The organism is Nocardiopsis mwathae (assembly GCF_014201195.1).
In the GTDB taxonomy this organism is placed as follows: domain Bacteria; phylum Actinomycetota; class Actinomycetes; order Streptosporangiales; family Streptosporangiaceae; genus Nocardiopsis_C; species Nocardiopsis_C mwathae.
In genome coordinates, this window is record NZ_JACHDS010000001.1 from 2105528 (window position 1) to 2119483 (window position 13956).

13 protein-coding genes are annotated in these 13956 nt (G+C 71.1%); 7 read left to right on the forward strand and 6 right to left on the reverse strand.

From position 1 onward, the window contains the following. The first annotated feature begins 52 nt into the window (after window positions 1–52). Both HNR23_RS08805 and HNR23_RS08810 read left to right on the forward strand, forming a co-directional pair. Window positions 53–622 (forward strand): PadR family transcriptional regulator, encoded by a 570-nt coding sequence (locus tag HNR23_RS08805; protein ID WP_184074927.1) that lies wholly within the window; start codon window positions 53–55, stop codon window positions 620–622. Then, window positions 609–1415, forward strand: a complete 807-nt coding sequence (locus tag HNR23_RS08810) for an SGNH/GDSL hydrolase family protein (protein WP_184074928.1) — start codon at window positions 609–611, stop codon at window positions 1413–1415. The genes HNR23_RS08805 and HNR23_RS08810 overlap by 14 nt, the downstream gene beginning before the upstream one ends. Before the next feature lie 55 nt (window positions 1416–1470). On the opposite strand, the gene HNR23_RS08815 is transcribed toward HNR23_RS08810, so the two are convergent. After that, the gene (locus tag HNR23_RS08815) at window positions 1471–2730 is read right to left on the reverse strand and encodes a cytochrome P450 family protein (RefSeq protein ID WP_184074929.1); all 1260 of its coding nucleotides are present in this window, start codon (window positions 2728–2730) and stop codon (window positions 1471–1473) included. A gap of 228 nt (window positions 2731–2958) precedes the next feature. On the opposite strand from HNR23_RS08815, the gene HNR23_RS08820 reads away from it, so the two are divergent. The 3 genes from HNR23_RS08820 (at window position 2959) to HNR23_RS08830 (ending at window position 5316) form a co-directional block, all read left to right on the forward strand. Beyond that, window positions 2959–3432: a GbsR/MarR family transcriptional regulator gene (locus HNR23_RS08820; RefSeq protein ID WP_343070486.1), complete on the forward strand. Its 474-nt coding sequence runs from the start codon at window positions 2959–2961 to the stop codon at window positions 3430–3432. A gap of 616 nt (window positions 3433–4048) precedes the next feature. Further along, on the forward strand, window positions 4049–4597 hold the full coding sequence (locus HNR23_RS08825; protein ID WP_184074930.1) for a sigma-70 family RNA polymerase sigma factor: 549 nt from the start codon (window positions 4049–4051) through the stop codon (window positions 4595–4597). Then, on the forward strand, window positions 4594–5316 hold the full coding sequence (locus tag HNR23_RS08830) for a zf-HC2 domain-containing protein (protein WP_184074931.1): 723 nt from the start codon (window positions 4594–4596) through the stop codon (window positions 5314–5316). The genes HNR23_RS08825 and HNR23_RS08830 overlap by 4 nt, the downstream gene beginning before the upstream one ends. Before the next feature lie 576 nt (window positions 5317–5892). Here HNR23_RS08830 and HNR23_RS08835 read toward each other — a convergent pair. After that, entirely contained in the window at window positions 5893–6963 is a 1071-nt protein-coding gene (locus tag HNR23_RS08835) for a hypothetical protein (RefSeq protein WP_184074932.1), read from the reverse strand. A gap of 339 nt (window positions 6964–7302) precedes the next feature. On the opposite strand from HNR23_RS08835, the gene HNR23_RS08840 reads away from it, so the two are divergent. Beyond that, on the forward strand, window positions 7303–8259 hold the full coding sequence (locus HNR23_RS08840; protein WP_184074933.1) for a ribonuclease Z: 957 nt from the start codon (window positions 7303–7305) through the stop codon (window positions 8257–8259). 27 nt (window positions 8260–8286) lie between these two features. On the opposite strand, the gene HNR23_RS08845 is transcribed toward HNR23_RS08840, so the two are convergent. Both HNR23_RS08845 and HNR23_RS08850 read right to left on the reverse strand, forming a co-directional pair. Beyond that, window positions 8287–8595: a PTS lactose transporter subunit IIB gene (locus HNR23_RS08845; protein ID WP_184074934.1), complete on the reverse strand. Its 309-nt coding sequence runs from the start codon at window positions 8593–8595 to the stop codon at window positions 8287–8289. After that, entirely contained in the window at window positions 8592–9674 is a 1083-nt protein-coding gene (locus HNR23_RS08850; protein WP_343070487.1) for a PTS mannitol transporter subunit IICB, read from the reverse strand. The genes HNR23_RS08845 and HNR23_RS08850 overlap by 4 nt, the downstream gene beginning before the upstream one ends. 697 nt (window positions 9675–10371) lie before the next feature. Here HNR23_RS08850 and HNR23_RS08855 point away from each other — a divergent pair. After that, the gene (locus HNR23_RS08855) at window positions 10372–11796 is read left to right on the forward strand and encodes an AMP-binding protein (protein ID WP_184074935.1); all 1425 of its coding nucleotides are present in this window, start codon (window positions 10372–10374) and stop codon (window positions 11794–11796) included. 270 nt (window positions 11797–12066) lie between these two features. Here the strand turns inward: HNR23_RS08855 and HNR23_RS08860 are convergent, their stop codons facing one another. Both HNR23_RS08860 and HNR23_RS08865 read right to left on the reverse strand, forming a co-directional pair. Further along, window positions 12067–12204, reverse strand: coding sequence for a methionine/alanine import family NSS transporter small subunit (locus HNR23_RS08860; RefSeq protein ID WP_184074936.1), 138 nt, complete (start codon window positions 12202–12204; stop codon window positions 12067–12069). After that, window positions 12204–13730, reverse strand: coding sequence for a sodium-dependent transporter (locus tag HNR23_RS08865; RefSeq protein WP_184074937.1), 1527 nt, complete (start codon window positions 13728–13730; stop codon window positions 12204–12206). The genes HNR23_RS08860 and HNR23_RS08865 overlap by 1 nt, the downstream gene beginning before the upstream one ends. Between the last annotated feature and the right edge of the window lie 226 nt (window positions 13731–13956).

Here is a 13956-nt window from a genome sequence, read left to right on the forward strand (position 1 = left end):
GAGTATCATGCGGAGGTAGTGTCCGAACAGGGGCGGGTGAGGAGATGGTCCGATGGCTCTGCGGCACGCCATCCTGGCGGCGCTGCTCGACGAGGAGCTGAGCGGGTACCAGCTGGCCAAGGCGTTCGACACGGGTGTGGCGAACTTCTGGCACGCACTCCCGCAGCAGCTCTACGCCGAGCTCGCCAAGCTGGAGAAGGAAGGCCTGATCAGCGGCCGAGAGGTGGTCCAGGACACCCGGCCCAACAAGCGCCTCTTCCAGGTCACCGACGCCGGACTGGCCGAGCTGGACCGGTTCGCGGCCGATACCGCCAAGCCCTCGTTCATCCGCGACGACCTGCTGGTCAAGGTCCAGGCCGCCGACCACGTCGACACCGGGGCGCTCATCGCGCAGCTCACCGAGCGGGCCGCCTTCGCCGAGGCCAAGATCCGGCTGTTCGACGCCCTGGCGCAGAAGATGCGCGGCGATCTCGGCGAGGAGGAGTTCCTCCGCGACGGCGAACGCATCGGCCCCTACCTCACCTGCATGCGCGGCCTGGATTTCGAACGCGGAAACCGGGACTGGTGCCGACGCGCCGTCGCGGTCTTGCGGGAAAGACAGGCCGCTCATGCCCAGCAGTGACGACCTGCGCTTCGTCGCCCTGGGCGACAGCCAGACCGAAGGCGTCGGCGACGGCGACGACACCGTGGGCTTGCGGGGGTGGGCCGATCGCCTCGCCGAGCGGATCGCGGCGCACCACCCCGGCACCCGGTACGCCAACCTGGCCGTCCGAGGCCGCCTCGCCGGGCAGGTACACGAGGAACAGCTCGCGCCCGCCCTCGCCCTCCGTCCCGACCTCGCCACCGTCGTCGCCGGGGTCAACGACCTGCTGCGCCCCCGATTCGACGCCGATGAGGTCGCCGGCCACCTGGAGGCGATGTTCGCGGCCCTGACCGGCCACGGCGCCCGCGTCGCCACGCTCACCTTCCCCGACGTCGCGCGGATCACCCCGCTCGCCCGCCCGATCGGCTCCCGTGCCACCGCGCTGAATCAGCGCATCCGGCAGGCGGCCGGGCGGCACGGCGTCGTCGTCGCCGAGACCGCCCACCATCCGGTGGTCACCGACCCCCGCCTGTGGAGCCCGGACCGGCTGCACGCCAGCCCGCTGGGCCACGAGCGGATCGCCGCCGCGGTCGCCCACGCCCTGGACCTGCCCGGCAGCGACGACTCCTGGACCCTGCCGCTGCCGACGCCGTGCCCCCGCCCCACCGGATGGCGCGCCGCTGCGGGGGAGGCGCGCTGGGCCGCGTCGTTCCTCGGCCCGTGGATCGGTCGCCGCCTGCGCGGTCGCTCCTCCGGCGACGGCCGCACCGCCAAACGCCCGAGTCTCCGACCTGTGCGCCCTGTCCCGCAGAGCGGCGCAGGCGGACCGTGAGTGGGATGGGCGGCGCGTGGAAGAGACCCGCCCACCGGGTGGTGTGGGCGTGGGCTCAGAGCCGAACCGGAAGGCCGGCCAGGCGCCAGGCACCGGGCAGGGGGACGCGGACCAGTTGGGTCGGGTCCACGGCCAGGGCGATGCCGGGGTAGCGCTCGAAGAGCTTGCCGAACGCGACCTCGCTCTCCTGGCGGGCCAGGGCGGCGCCGAGGCAGTAGTGGATGCCGTGGCCGAACGCGACGTGGGTTTCGCGGCGTCCACCCGGCTCGCGGGTGATGTCGAGGGCGTCGGGGTCCTCGAAACGGCGCGGGTCGTGGTTGGCGGCGACCAGGATCGGTGTCACCGCGTCGCCCCGCCGGACGGTGGTGCCGCCGATCTCCACGTCCTCGGCCGCGTAGCGGACCCCCACGTGGGTTGCGGGGGTTACGCGGCGCAGGAGTTCGTGGACCGCGCGGGGCAGGAGGTCGGGCCGGCGCTTGAGCAGCTCGAACTGGTCGGGGTGGGTGAGCAGGTCGGCGGTCCCGTTGGCGATGAACGTGGCGGTGGTGTCGTGGCCCGCCATGACCAGGGTCAGGACCATCATGACCATCTCGCCGTCGGTGAGCCGGTCGCCGTCCTCGTCGTGTGTCTGGACGAGGCCCGTCAGCAGGTCGGCCCGGGGCTCTGCCCGTCGCCGCTCGATCAGCTCGTGGACGTGGTCGACCAGATCGCGCACGGCCGCGGCGAACCGGGCCGGGTCGCCCAGGCCCATCTCCCGGCCCCACTGGCGCCACTGCGGCCGGTCCTCCTCGTCGATGCCGACCAGTTCGCAGATGACCGTCATGCTGAACGGGTAGCCGAACCGCTCCTGGAGGTCGACGACACCGTTCTCGTCGGCGGTGCCGGGGAGCCCGTCGAGGATTCCGTCGACGATCTCCTCCATGCGCGGGCGCAGCTCGCTGATCCGGCGCACGGTGAAGGTGCGGGAGACGTGCTTGCGCAGCCGGGCGTGCTCGGCGCCGTCCAGGTCGAGCAGGCTGACCATGTAGCGCGCGTACTCCTCGGGCAGGCCGGCGTCGGCCAGGAGGCGGAGCCGGGTGTCGTCGTGCTCGAAGCCGGGGATGGAGGCGCGGTCCCGGACGAAGCGCGCGTCGGAGAGGACCGCCTTGACGCCGTCGTAGCGCGTGACGATCCAGCCCGGCTCGCCGGTGATGGGGATCGTCGCGCGCAGCAGCGGGGCCCGCTCCCGCAGTGCGGCGTACCCGGTGAACGGGTCGGCCCTCAGCTCCGGGGCGCCCGGGTCGATGATGCCGTCGGCGTCGATCGGGGTGGTCATGGGTGGCTCCTCGGTGTTTCCCACGGAGTGGGGGCGGACGTGGCACGCCGACCAGGCTCCCCGGCACACCATCGTGCCCGCCTGCGGCGGCCCCGACTCCATTGAGTTTATCGAATCTTCAGAAATTTCTGAAGACTCCGTGATTCCGGAACCGTCGATATCCTGCGAGGTGCAGGTGGGAGGGCCGCACGGCCGCAGTACCGAGGCAGAGAAACGGAGACGACCGGAGTGTCGGCAGCACCGGATCGGCGCCAGACCGCCGAACAGCTCGCCCTGGTCCTCACGGACGGCGGGATGCAGCGCATGACCGCCCGCGTCCTGACGGCCTTCCTCTTCACCGAGCAGCCCACGCTGACCCAGGGCGAGGTCGCCGAAGAGCTCGGCGTCAGCGCGGGTTCGGTCTCCGGGGCGATCAGGATGCTGACGACCGTGGGACTGCTCGAACGCGTTCCCGTGGCCGGAAGCCGACGCGACCACCACCGCCTGCGCAAGGACGCCTGGGCCACCCTGTTCACCAAGCAGAACCACGTCATCGAGGCCATGCTGAGCGCGGCCCGCACCGGCCTGGAGGCCACCGGCGAGGACAGCGTGGCCGGCCAGCGCCTCAAGCGGATGCACGACTTCTACGCGTTCATCCTCGGTGAGATCCCCGACCTGCTCGACCGCTGGCACCGCGAGTCCGGTGGCGCCCAGGGGCGCTGACGCCCCACGGCCATCGCGCGCGGCGTTTCACGCTGATTCACTTCTGCCACACCGGACTCTGGACCACCACGGGGTGGCGCTGCCATTATTGGTCGCCCCCGACCCCAACCGGGAAGACCCCCCGAATGACCGAATCCCCCCACACCCCGCCCTGTCCTGCCTTCCTCACCCACAGGGCCGCCCCCTGTGCTGCGTCCTTGGCCCGACGATCGGGCATACCCGGTCCCGACCCGTCCGCGGGTTCGACCGTCCCCCGACCGAAGCAGCCGACAACTCCCTGACCTGGCCTGTTTCCCCAGGAACTGCACCGATAGGGGCACACGCCCCACTCGGACCCGTCGATCGCACTGGGATACTGACGCCGTCAAAGGCCCTCGGGTGCTTTCCCCGATGTCCCGATTCCCCGGATCGTCCCCAGGACCGTTCGCGATCGACCCCATCTGACGGCGGCCGGTTCGCAACCGACGGCCCCGCCCGCACGCCGGGCCCTCGACACCGCATGTGCAGCTCACCGGCCGCCCCTCTGTTGAACCGAAACTGACCCGCAGTCGTGTCCCAGGCACGAGCCGATGCGGTTCTGCCGGTGCTGCGCGCACCGGATAGGAGGGAGCAAGGGATGACACGTGCGTTGTCCCGCGACCGGATGACGGCCTCCGACGAGGCGTTGATTCGGACGCTCTATGAGGAGCACGGACGCGCGTTACTGGCCTATGCCACCCGGCTGACAGGCGACCGGGCGGCGGCCGAGGACGTCGTCCAGGAGACCCTCATCCGGGCATGGCGGCACTCCGAAGCCCTGGTGAGCGGAAAGGGGTCGGTGCGGGGGTGGCTGCTCACGGTCGCCCGCAACATCGTCACCGACCGGATACGCGCCCGGGAGGCTCGCCCCAAGGAGGTCGCCGAAACCCCCATCAGCGCGATCGCGCAGGACCACGCCGACTCCGTCGTGGACTCGATGGTCGTCATGGAGGCCCTCGACCAGCTGTCCGGGGACCACCGCGACGTCCTGGTCGAGGTCTACTTCCGCGACCGGAGCGTCGGAGAGGCGGCCAAAGTGCTGGGCGTGCCACCGGGTACGGTCAAGTCCCGGTCCCACTACGCGCTCAGAGCGCTCAGAGACATGTTCAGGAAACGCGAGGTCGTGCTGAAGGAGGCAGCGGGATGAGCGGTACGCGACACCAGGACGGCTACCTCCTCGGTGCCTACGTCCTGGGCACGCTGGATCCCCAAGAGGCAGCCGTCGTGGAGCGGCATGCGGCGGACTGCGCGGAATGCCGCGACGAACTGGCGGAACTCCGTGAGATGAAGGAGACACTGGGCGATCTGCCCCCCGAAGCGATGCTCACCGGCCCACCGGAAGGCGGCGACCTGCTACTCCAGCGCACGCTGCGCAGCGTGCGGGAGGAGCGCGCGAGCGCGGGGAGGAGGCGGCGGCTGGTCGTGTCGGCCGCCGCTGTGGCCGCCGCGGCGGTGCTCGTCGGCGGCGGCGTGGCGGTCGGCCGGGGCACCGTGCCCGAACCGCCCCCGCAGGCGGCCCCCAGCCCCACGGCGCCCACCGAGCCGCCCGACGCGCCGGAAGGGACCGTGACCATCTCCAGTGAGGACCCGCAGACGGGTACGAGCGGGGAGGTCACCATCGAGCCGGCCAACGGGTGGGTGCGGGTCAGCGCGGCGATCTCCGGGATCCCGGAGGGCGAGAAGTGCCGCCTGGTCGTGGTCGGAAAGAACAAGGAGCGCGAGACCGCCGGGAGCTGGCTCACCTCGGCCAAGGGGGAGGACGAGGGCACCACCCTGGACGGTGCGGCCCTCATCGCCCCCGAGAACGTGGAGGCCGTGGAGGTGTGGAACTTCGAAGGTGAGCGATTCCTCCGTGTCGAGGTCTGAACAGACCCGCGCCCGCGCGGCGTCCGTTCCCCGCGCGGACATGGATTCCGGACAATGGGCCGGTGGCCGGCTCTACACGACGGAAGATGAGTGGCGGTGACCCGTACGGGTCACCGCCACTCATCTTCCGTCGATCTCTGGGCTAGCGACCGAATTCTCGCCGGTGTCCGGTCGCTAGCCCAGAGATCGACGGGGGAGTGGTGCGGAAAGCGCGTTCCTGCGGGTGCCCGCTCGGGGGCCTCTCGGGTGGCCCAACCACCGCTCCGGGCGTCCCGCACCCACCCGCCCGGCCCGAAAGGCCTCCGGACGGCACCTTCCCGCCCGTGTCCGCGTTGATCTCGGAGATATTGGGGTCAAAAATGCCGCTGAGGCCCCGATATCTCCGAGATCAACGGAAGGAACGCACACGACGAAGCGACGGCCCTGGGGAAGAAGGGCCGTCGCGTTCGCGTGTCCGGGAGCGGGGTCGAGGCAGCGAGCGAGGGACGCCCGCCGGGCCGGACACGGGAGGGGCGCCGCGCCAGGCCCGCGCGGCACCCCGGTCTCGTGGGGCAGGGGAGAGGTGGGAAGAAGGGCCTAGTAGCCGCCGCCTCCGCCACCACCGCCACCGTTACCCTTGTCGGCGGACGCGCCGCCTCCACCGCCGTTGACGTCCTTGGCGCGCTTCCCCTCGGAGTTCACGGCCCACCACACGTCGCCCACGCCTTCGCCGGTCGTCTGCCCGGCGGCGGTGTCACCGACGTAGTAGTACAGCGGCCATCCGCCCAGCGTCACCTGGCAGGTTCCGTCGGGGAACTCCAGCAGCCCGATCTCGGAGTCGCTACCGTCCCACTTGGCCTTCTTCCCGTCGATCTCGACCTCCTTGCCGGCCATCAGCCGCGGCCACTGCTCCTCGCAGTCGGCGTCGCAGTTGGACGCGGGCGGGTCGGCGGTGTCCTGGTCGAAGCGGTAGAGCGTGCGGCCCTCACCGTCGACCATGATCTCGCCGAGCTCGGGGTCCTGCTTGGTCTTCAACACGGTCTTCTCCGACGACCACTGGCGCTCGCCGCTCTGGCCGCCGTCGCCCTCCGCGGCGTTCTGCTCTTCGGCGCCTTCGTCCGCGTCCTCGGCCCCGTTGTCGTCCTTGGCCTTCTTACCGGTGGGGCTGACCGCCCACCAGGCGTCGCCCATCGCCTCGCCGTTGGTCTGGTCGGGGGCGGTGTCACCGGCGTAGTAGTACAGCGGCCATCCGCCCAGCGTCACCTGCTCCTGGCCGTTGTCCCACTCCAGGGTTCCGGCCTCGGAGTCGTCGCCGCCCTCGATGGTGATCCCCTCGCCGGCCCACACCGGCGGCCACTTCTGCTCGCAGTCGGCGTCGCAGTTGGAGGCGGGCGGGTCGGCGGTGTCCTGGTCGAAGCGGTAGAGCGTGAAGCCCTTCTCGTCGACGACGATGTCGCCGAGCTCGTCGTGGTCCTTGACCTTGAGCTTGGTGGGGGAGGCCAGGTCCTGGTCCTTCTTGCCGTCGCCGTCGCCCTCCTGCCCGGCTTCGTTCTGCTCGCCGTCGCTGGCCGGGTTCAGGGACTGCGGGTCGCCGTCCTTGCATCCGGCGAGCACCAGGGCCGCGATGAGCCCGACTGCCAGGGGCATGAGCTTCTTCGTGCGTTGCACGGGAATGTCCTCTCGGTCGAGTCGCCACCGCGGACGTCTGCCGGGAGTCCCGCCCGAAGCCGTCCGCCGCGTCTGTGTTCCACCCCCATCACGGAGTGGTGCGCGCCCCGGTTCAGATCAATCGGCGCGGATCGTCCGGGAGTGCCCGGGTTCTTGGCGTTCGAGGTGGAGATGCCCGCCGGGTTTGCGCTGGTCGCGGCGGATGGACGCGCGGTTCGACCGCCGGCGTGGAATTTCCCTCCGGCCGGATGCGGACGAGGGGCGAACCGCGGCCGCGCCCGGGGCGCCTGACCGGGGATGGATTCGTTCCCACGGCGGTGAACTGCCATGATGACGCCCATGTCAGCGCGTGAACTCGTGATCCTGGGAAGCTCCAGTGCCGTGCCGACCAAGCGGCGCAACCACAACGGGTACTTCCTGCGCTGGGACGCCCACGGAGTCCTGCTCGACCCGGGCGAGGGCACCCAGCGCCAGATGCGCTTCGCCGGGCTGTCGGCCCACGACGTCACCCGCATCTGCGTGACGCACTTCCACGGCGACCACTGCCTCGGGATTCCCGGGGTCGTCCAGCGGATCGCGCGCGACCGCGTCGAGCACCCGGTGCACGCGGTGTTCCCACGGGCCGGGGAGGAGTACTGGCGCCGTCTGCGGCACGCAACGGCGTTCGGCGACACCGACGCCATCGCCGAGCACCCGGTGGAGGGGGAGGCAGCCCTCCTCGACGAGGAACTGCGCGGCGGGCCGGAGGACCGCAGCGGGCGGCTCGCGGTGACGGCGCTGCCGCTGCGGCACCGGATCCCGACCTACGGCTACCGGCTGGCCGAGCCCGACGGGTGGCGCATGCTGCCGGGCCGCCTGGCCGCGCGCGGCGTCCACGGCCCCGCGGTCGGCGCCCTGCTGCGCGAGGGGCGGGTGCGCAACGCCGCGGGAGAGCTCGTCCGGCTGGAGGAGTGCGCCGAGCCCCGCCCCGGCCAGGTGTTCGCCTTCGTCATGGACACCGCGGTGTGCGCCAACGCGGTGCGCCTGGCCCGCGGCGCCGACCTGCTGGTGATCGAGTCGACCTACCTGCAGTCCGAAGCCGCGCTCGCGGCGTCCTACGCCCACCTCACCGCGGCCCAGGCCGGTCGTATCGCGGCGGAGGCACGGGTGCGGCGGCTGGTGCTGACGCACGTCTCCGAGCGCTACGAGCCGGGCGACGACGCCCGCTTCCTCGCCGAGGCGGGAGCGGAGTTCGGGGGTGAGATCGTCCTCGCCGCCGACCTGGACCGCGTCGCCGTCCCCCGCCGCCCGCGCTGAGCGACCGGGCGCGGCTGAGGCGCCGGGTCAGCCCGCGATACGTCCTCCCGACTTGACCGCCTCCACGATCTCGGTGAACACCGGGTCGCCGAGGAACTGGGAGAACGTCTTGACGACCGCCTCGGGAGCTCCGGCCCGCGCGCGGGCGGCCAGCAGCTCGTGGCACAGCACCAGGTCGGCTCCGGCGGGCACGCGGTCGACGGGGGCGTGCTCCACCTGGACCCCGTAGGGCGCCAGGGTCTGGGCGAGCTGAGATTTCAGCAGCGCGCTGCTCCCCATGCCGGCGTCGCACGCGATGACGAGGCGGCGGACATCGGATCCGTTGACGGTGTTCACGGTGAGACCTCCGAGGTGGTGGACCGGGTCGCGCGTCCGTCGCGGCCGAAGCGCAGCAGCGCGGCGGCGACGGCGAAGGACACGGCGGCGGAGACGGCCACACCCGCCAGTACGGCGAGGTGCCCGCCCCTGGGGGTGACGGCCAGGTAGGCGATGATGCTGCCGGGGGAGGGGGTGGCGACCAGGCCCGCGCCCATCAGCGTGAACACGAGCACGCCCGAGGCGCCGCCCGCGATGACGGAGAGGATCAGGCGGGGCTGGGCGAGCACGTAGGGGAAGTAGATCTCGTGGATTCCGCCCAGGAAGTGGATGATGATGGCGCCGGGGGCCGAGATGCGCGCGGTTCGGGTGCCGAAGAACAGGATCGCCAGCAGCAGCCCCAGCCCCGGGCCCGGGTTGGTCTCGATGAGGAAGGCGATGGACTGGCCGGTCTCGGCTGCGTCGGTGGCGCCCAGGGGGCCGAGGATGCCGTGGTTGACCGCGTTGTTGAGGAACAGGACCTTGGCCGGTTCGACGAGGAGCGAGACGAGGGGCAGCAGGCGCAGGTCGACGAGGAACTGCACCCCGCCGCTGAGTGCGGTGGTCACCGCCCCCACCACCGGGCCGATGGCGAGCATGCCCAGGACGGCCATGGCCCCGCCGATGATGCCGGCGCTGAAGTTGTTCACCAGCATGTCGAAGCCGAGGTGGACGCGGTGCTGGACGAACCGGTCGAAGAGCTTCACGACCTGGGCGGCGAGCGGCCCCATGACCATGGCGCCGAGGAACATGGGGATGTCGGCGCCGACGACGATGCCGACGGTCGCGGTGGCCCCGACCACCGCTCCGCGCTGGCCGTGGACGAGGTGCCCGCCGGTGTAGCCGATGAGCACCGGCAGCAGCACCATGATCATCGGATCGACGAGCGTGGCGAGGGTCTCGTTGGGGAACCAGCCGGTGGGGATGAACAGCGCGGTGATGAGGCCCCAGGCGATGAACGCCCCGATGTTGGGCATCACCATCCCGGCGAGGTTGCCGCCGATGCGCCGCACACCGGCGCGCAGGCGGGAGTCGCCCGGGAGGGGGGAGGGTGCCGTCACTGCGGACTCCAGGGGGTCGGGGAGGCGCGTGCGGGGGGAGGTCGCGCCGGGTGAGGGGAGGCGGAGCGAGAGCACGGTCGCCCGTGGTCCGGTGCGGTCGTGTGGTCGGCGTGGGTCCGCCGGTTCGGCGATCCGGTCGGCCCGTGCCCGCGGTCGGTGGGCGGGCGGTGGATAATCTGGGGGAGCGGAACGGGTGGCCGCGAACTCCGCCCTTCTCCACGCTCTCCTCCTTTCGCCTCGATCGGGGCGCCTGCAGGAGAATAGATGCGGCTGCTCGGGGTGTCCAGATCCGCGACTCCGCCCGCGGATAATGGTATTGACTCGAAACGGATAGTGATCGCCGCTGGAAAATGCGAGGATGCGATCAGGGTATGACCGGATGCCGGACCATTGCCGCCGGTGTCGCCGCCCGGTCGTCGGCGGCCTCCCGGTGCACGGCCCCCAACGGCGCTGATGCGGCTACCGCCGCGGCTCTCGCCCGCCCGCTTCGCCTGTTGTGTCGACGATCCCACCACTCCACCCGTCCAGGATCGGCCGGGCGATATCCGTTCAAGTTTCAACCAATCGACTCCGCGGTGATTTGCATTCCACCGAAAGAACCTGGAAGGTAGGGGGATCACGTGGCCGCACAGGAAAATCGCGGGGGTCGGCGCCGCGCCGCCGAATAGCGCCCTGCCGCGCGGAGGATTGCTCTGACATGCGAGACCGGCGCGCGAACAGCTTTTCACGTAGTCCGCACTTCCACGGTCTTTCCGACCTCCCTTACCAGACCGCCACCAGAGCGGGCGAGGGAGGGTTCGCATACGGGGCGGACGGTGAATGGGAATACATCGCCGCCCACGAATTCGCCAGCGGTGTCACGGCCGTCGCCCAGGGGCTCATCGCCACCGGTATCGCTCCGGGCAACCGCGTGGTGCTCGCCTGCGGAACACGGCACGAATGGGCGCTACTCGCGTTCGCGGTGTGGGCTTCCGGCGGCGTCCTCGTCCCCGTCCACCCGGCGTGCTCGCCCGCGCGCCTCCAGCACATCCTGCGCGACACCTCGCCCAGCGCCGCCATCGTCGAGACCCGGCGGCACCTGCGCGCCGTCGCCGACATCCACGGCGGCCTCGACGCGCTCACCCGTGTGTGGCGCCTGGACGGCCCTCGGCCCGACGGGTGCGGTCCGACCCGGGGCTCGGGCCTGCGCGCCATCGTCGCCGCAGGCGCACACGTCGACCCCTCCGCCGTCCTGTTCCGCCGCCAGGACGTCGCCCGCGAGGACGTCGCGGCCATCATCCACCCGCCGACCACGCAGCGCGGAACCCACGGCGCCGTGTTCACCCACGGCAACCTCCTCGCCGCCGCCGAGGCACTGGTCGGCCGACTGCGGCCGTTGCTCGACGACGCCCCGGAGGGGCCGCCCACCGCGCTGCTGCACGTTCCGCTCACCGGCTTGTTCGGGCAGACCGTGCTGATCGCCTGCCTCATGGCCCGGGTCCGCGTCGGCTTCCCGGCCCGCACCTCCGCCTCCCTGGCCGAGATCGCGACGTTCCGTCCGACGTTCCTGTTCACCCGCCGACGCCTGCTCTCGGAGGTCTACGACCTGGAGCGGGCGACCGAGGTGGAGAAGTCGAAGAACCCCGGTTGGGACAACCTGCGCGCGTTCGAGTCCGCGGTCGACCACGCCGTCGACTACGGCAAGGCCGGACGCAAGGGGCTGGTGCGGCGCGTCTCGCACGCGATGCACGAATGGCTGTACACGCGCGTCCGCGACCGGTTGGGCGGGCGGGTGCGCTTCATCGCCGGCATCGAGCCCCTGCCCCAGCGCCTCACCCACTTCTTCACCGGCGCCGGAATGCCCGTGGTCCAGGGCTTCGGCACGCTGGAGACGTGCGGGGTTTTCACGCTGGACATCGGCGGGCGCAGCGGCCCCGGCGGGGTCGGCTTCCCCCTGGCGGGTGTGCAGGTTCGCGCGGCCGCCGACGGCGGCATCGAGGTGCGCGGACCACAGGTCTTCCGCGAGTACTGGAACGCCCCCGGGCGGACCCGCGACGCCTTCCGCGACGGCTGGCTGCGCACCGGTGCCACCGGCAGCCTCGACGCCGACGGCGCGCTGATCCTGCGCGGACCGCGTCACTGACGCGGTCCGCGCCCGGCCGCGAAACGCGCGAGGTGGCGCCCCGGCTGGTGCCGGGGCGCCACCTCTGTGTGTCGAACGCCGTTCGGCCGTGGTCTCCGGTCGGGGCGGCTAGGGCGTGTTTGGCGGATGCTTTCCGGTGAGCGAGCGGCCGTCCGGGGCGGCGCTCGCAAGCCGCTGCACGAAGTCAATCCAGGTCGGCTTCACGAGTGGAGCGGCGCAGCGAGCGTCGTTCCGGTGGCCGCGAGCCGGGAATGATCCGTCGAACACGCCCTAGCCCGCCGGGTCGGCCGGGACCTCTTCGGTCTCCGGCTGCTCGGGGTGGCGGCGGAGCAGGTAGATGGCCGCGGCCAGGCCGCCCCACACGATCACGACGGAGATGATCAGCATCACGATGGCTCCGGCCGACATCAGCGGGCCCCTTCTTCCAGTACGTCCGATTCGTCACCTTCGGCGCCGCGGCGCTTCCAGGGCACGAGCGAGAGGATGATGCCGATGACGATGGCACCGATCGCGACACCCCAGCCGAGGGATGCGACGACCCAGGTCTCATAGCCGCCGTAGTTCTCACGGAACTCGGCGATGAGGCTGTCGATCATCATCCAGCCCAGCACCACCGGCGTGATGACACCCAGGGTGATGCGCCACCACCGGCCCAGCGGGACCGCGGAGGTCGCGTTGGCGTGCTTCTGCATCCCCGGCAGGGCGCGGACGACCCAGGACACCACGATCACCAGGACGAGCGCGGCAAGCGCGATGCCGTACTGGTTGATGAAGTGGTCGGCGACGTCCAGCAGGTACAGCCCCTGGTCGGAGGGGAACAGCACGATGGAGGCGATGGCCACCGCGCCACCGACGCCCAGCACCGTGGGCACGCGGCTCAGGCCGGTGCGGTCCATCACGGCCGCGACCACGACCTGCACGATGCTGATGAGCGAGGACAGCCCCGCGACCACCAGCGACCCGAAGAACAGCACTCCGAACACCGCGCCGAGCGGCATCTGCGAGATGATCTGCGGGAACGCCACGAACGCCAGGCCGATGCCGGACTCCACGACCTCACCGACGGGGATGTTGGCCGATACCGCCATGAAGCCGAGCGTCGCGAAGACGCCGATACCGGCGAGGATTTCGAACGAGCTGTTGGCGAACCCGGCGACCAGCGCCGACCCGGTCATGTCGGCCCGGCGCCGCAGGTAGGACGCGTAGGTGACCATGATGCCGAAGCCGACCGACAGCGAGAAGAAGATCTGGCCGTAGGCCGCGACCCACACCCCGCCGCTGGTGATCGCCGACCAGTCGGGCGAGAACAGCGCGTCCAGGCCGGTGGCGGCACCTGGCAGGAACAGCGCCCGCACGACCAGGATGCCGAACAGCACCACGAGCATCGGGATGAAGATCTTGTTCGCCCACTCGATGCCCTTCTGGACACCCAGGGCCAGCACGCCCAGCGTGATCACCCAGACGGCGATGAGCGGCACCGCCACGCCCGTCACATAGCCGGAGATCGGCCCCGGTGATTCGGCGACCTGCAGGAAGTCGCCGAAGAGGAAGCCGGCAGGGTCGTCGCCCCACTGCAGGCCGATCGAGAACCCGACGAACCGCACCGCCCAGGCGATGATGACGGCGTAGTAGGCCGCGATCACGAAGCAGATCAGGACCTGCCACCACCCGATCGCCTCGGCCGGGCGGGCCAGCTTCCGGTAGGCGGCGGGCGGAGAGCCGCGGAAGCGGTGGCCGATCGTGTACTCCAGGATCAGCAGCGGGATACCGGCGGTCAGCAGCGCCACGAGATACGGGATGAGGAAGGCCCCACCGCCGTTGTCGTAGGCGACGTAGGGGAAGCGCCAGATGTTCCCCAGCCCGATCGCGGAGCCGATCGCCGCCAGTAAGAATCCCGCGCGCGTGCCCCACTGCTCGCGCTGCTGCTGTGCCATGTCAGGGGTCTCCTCAGCGGTCTGTCCGAATTACAGCGGGTCGAAATTAGCAGCAAAATGTTCCGATATACATCCCCCACGTCGGGCAACACTCGATATCGATACGGTGGTGCCCGGGTCTCGGCATCGGTGATCGAGTGAGGTGGCGGTGCGGCGACGCGAAGGTGCAGGCACGAACAGGGGACTTTGACGGCAAAGTGCTACCGCTGGTGGCACCCCGAGTGTA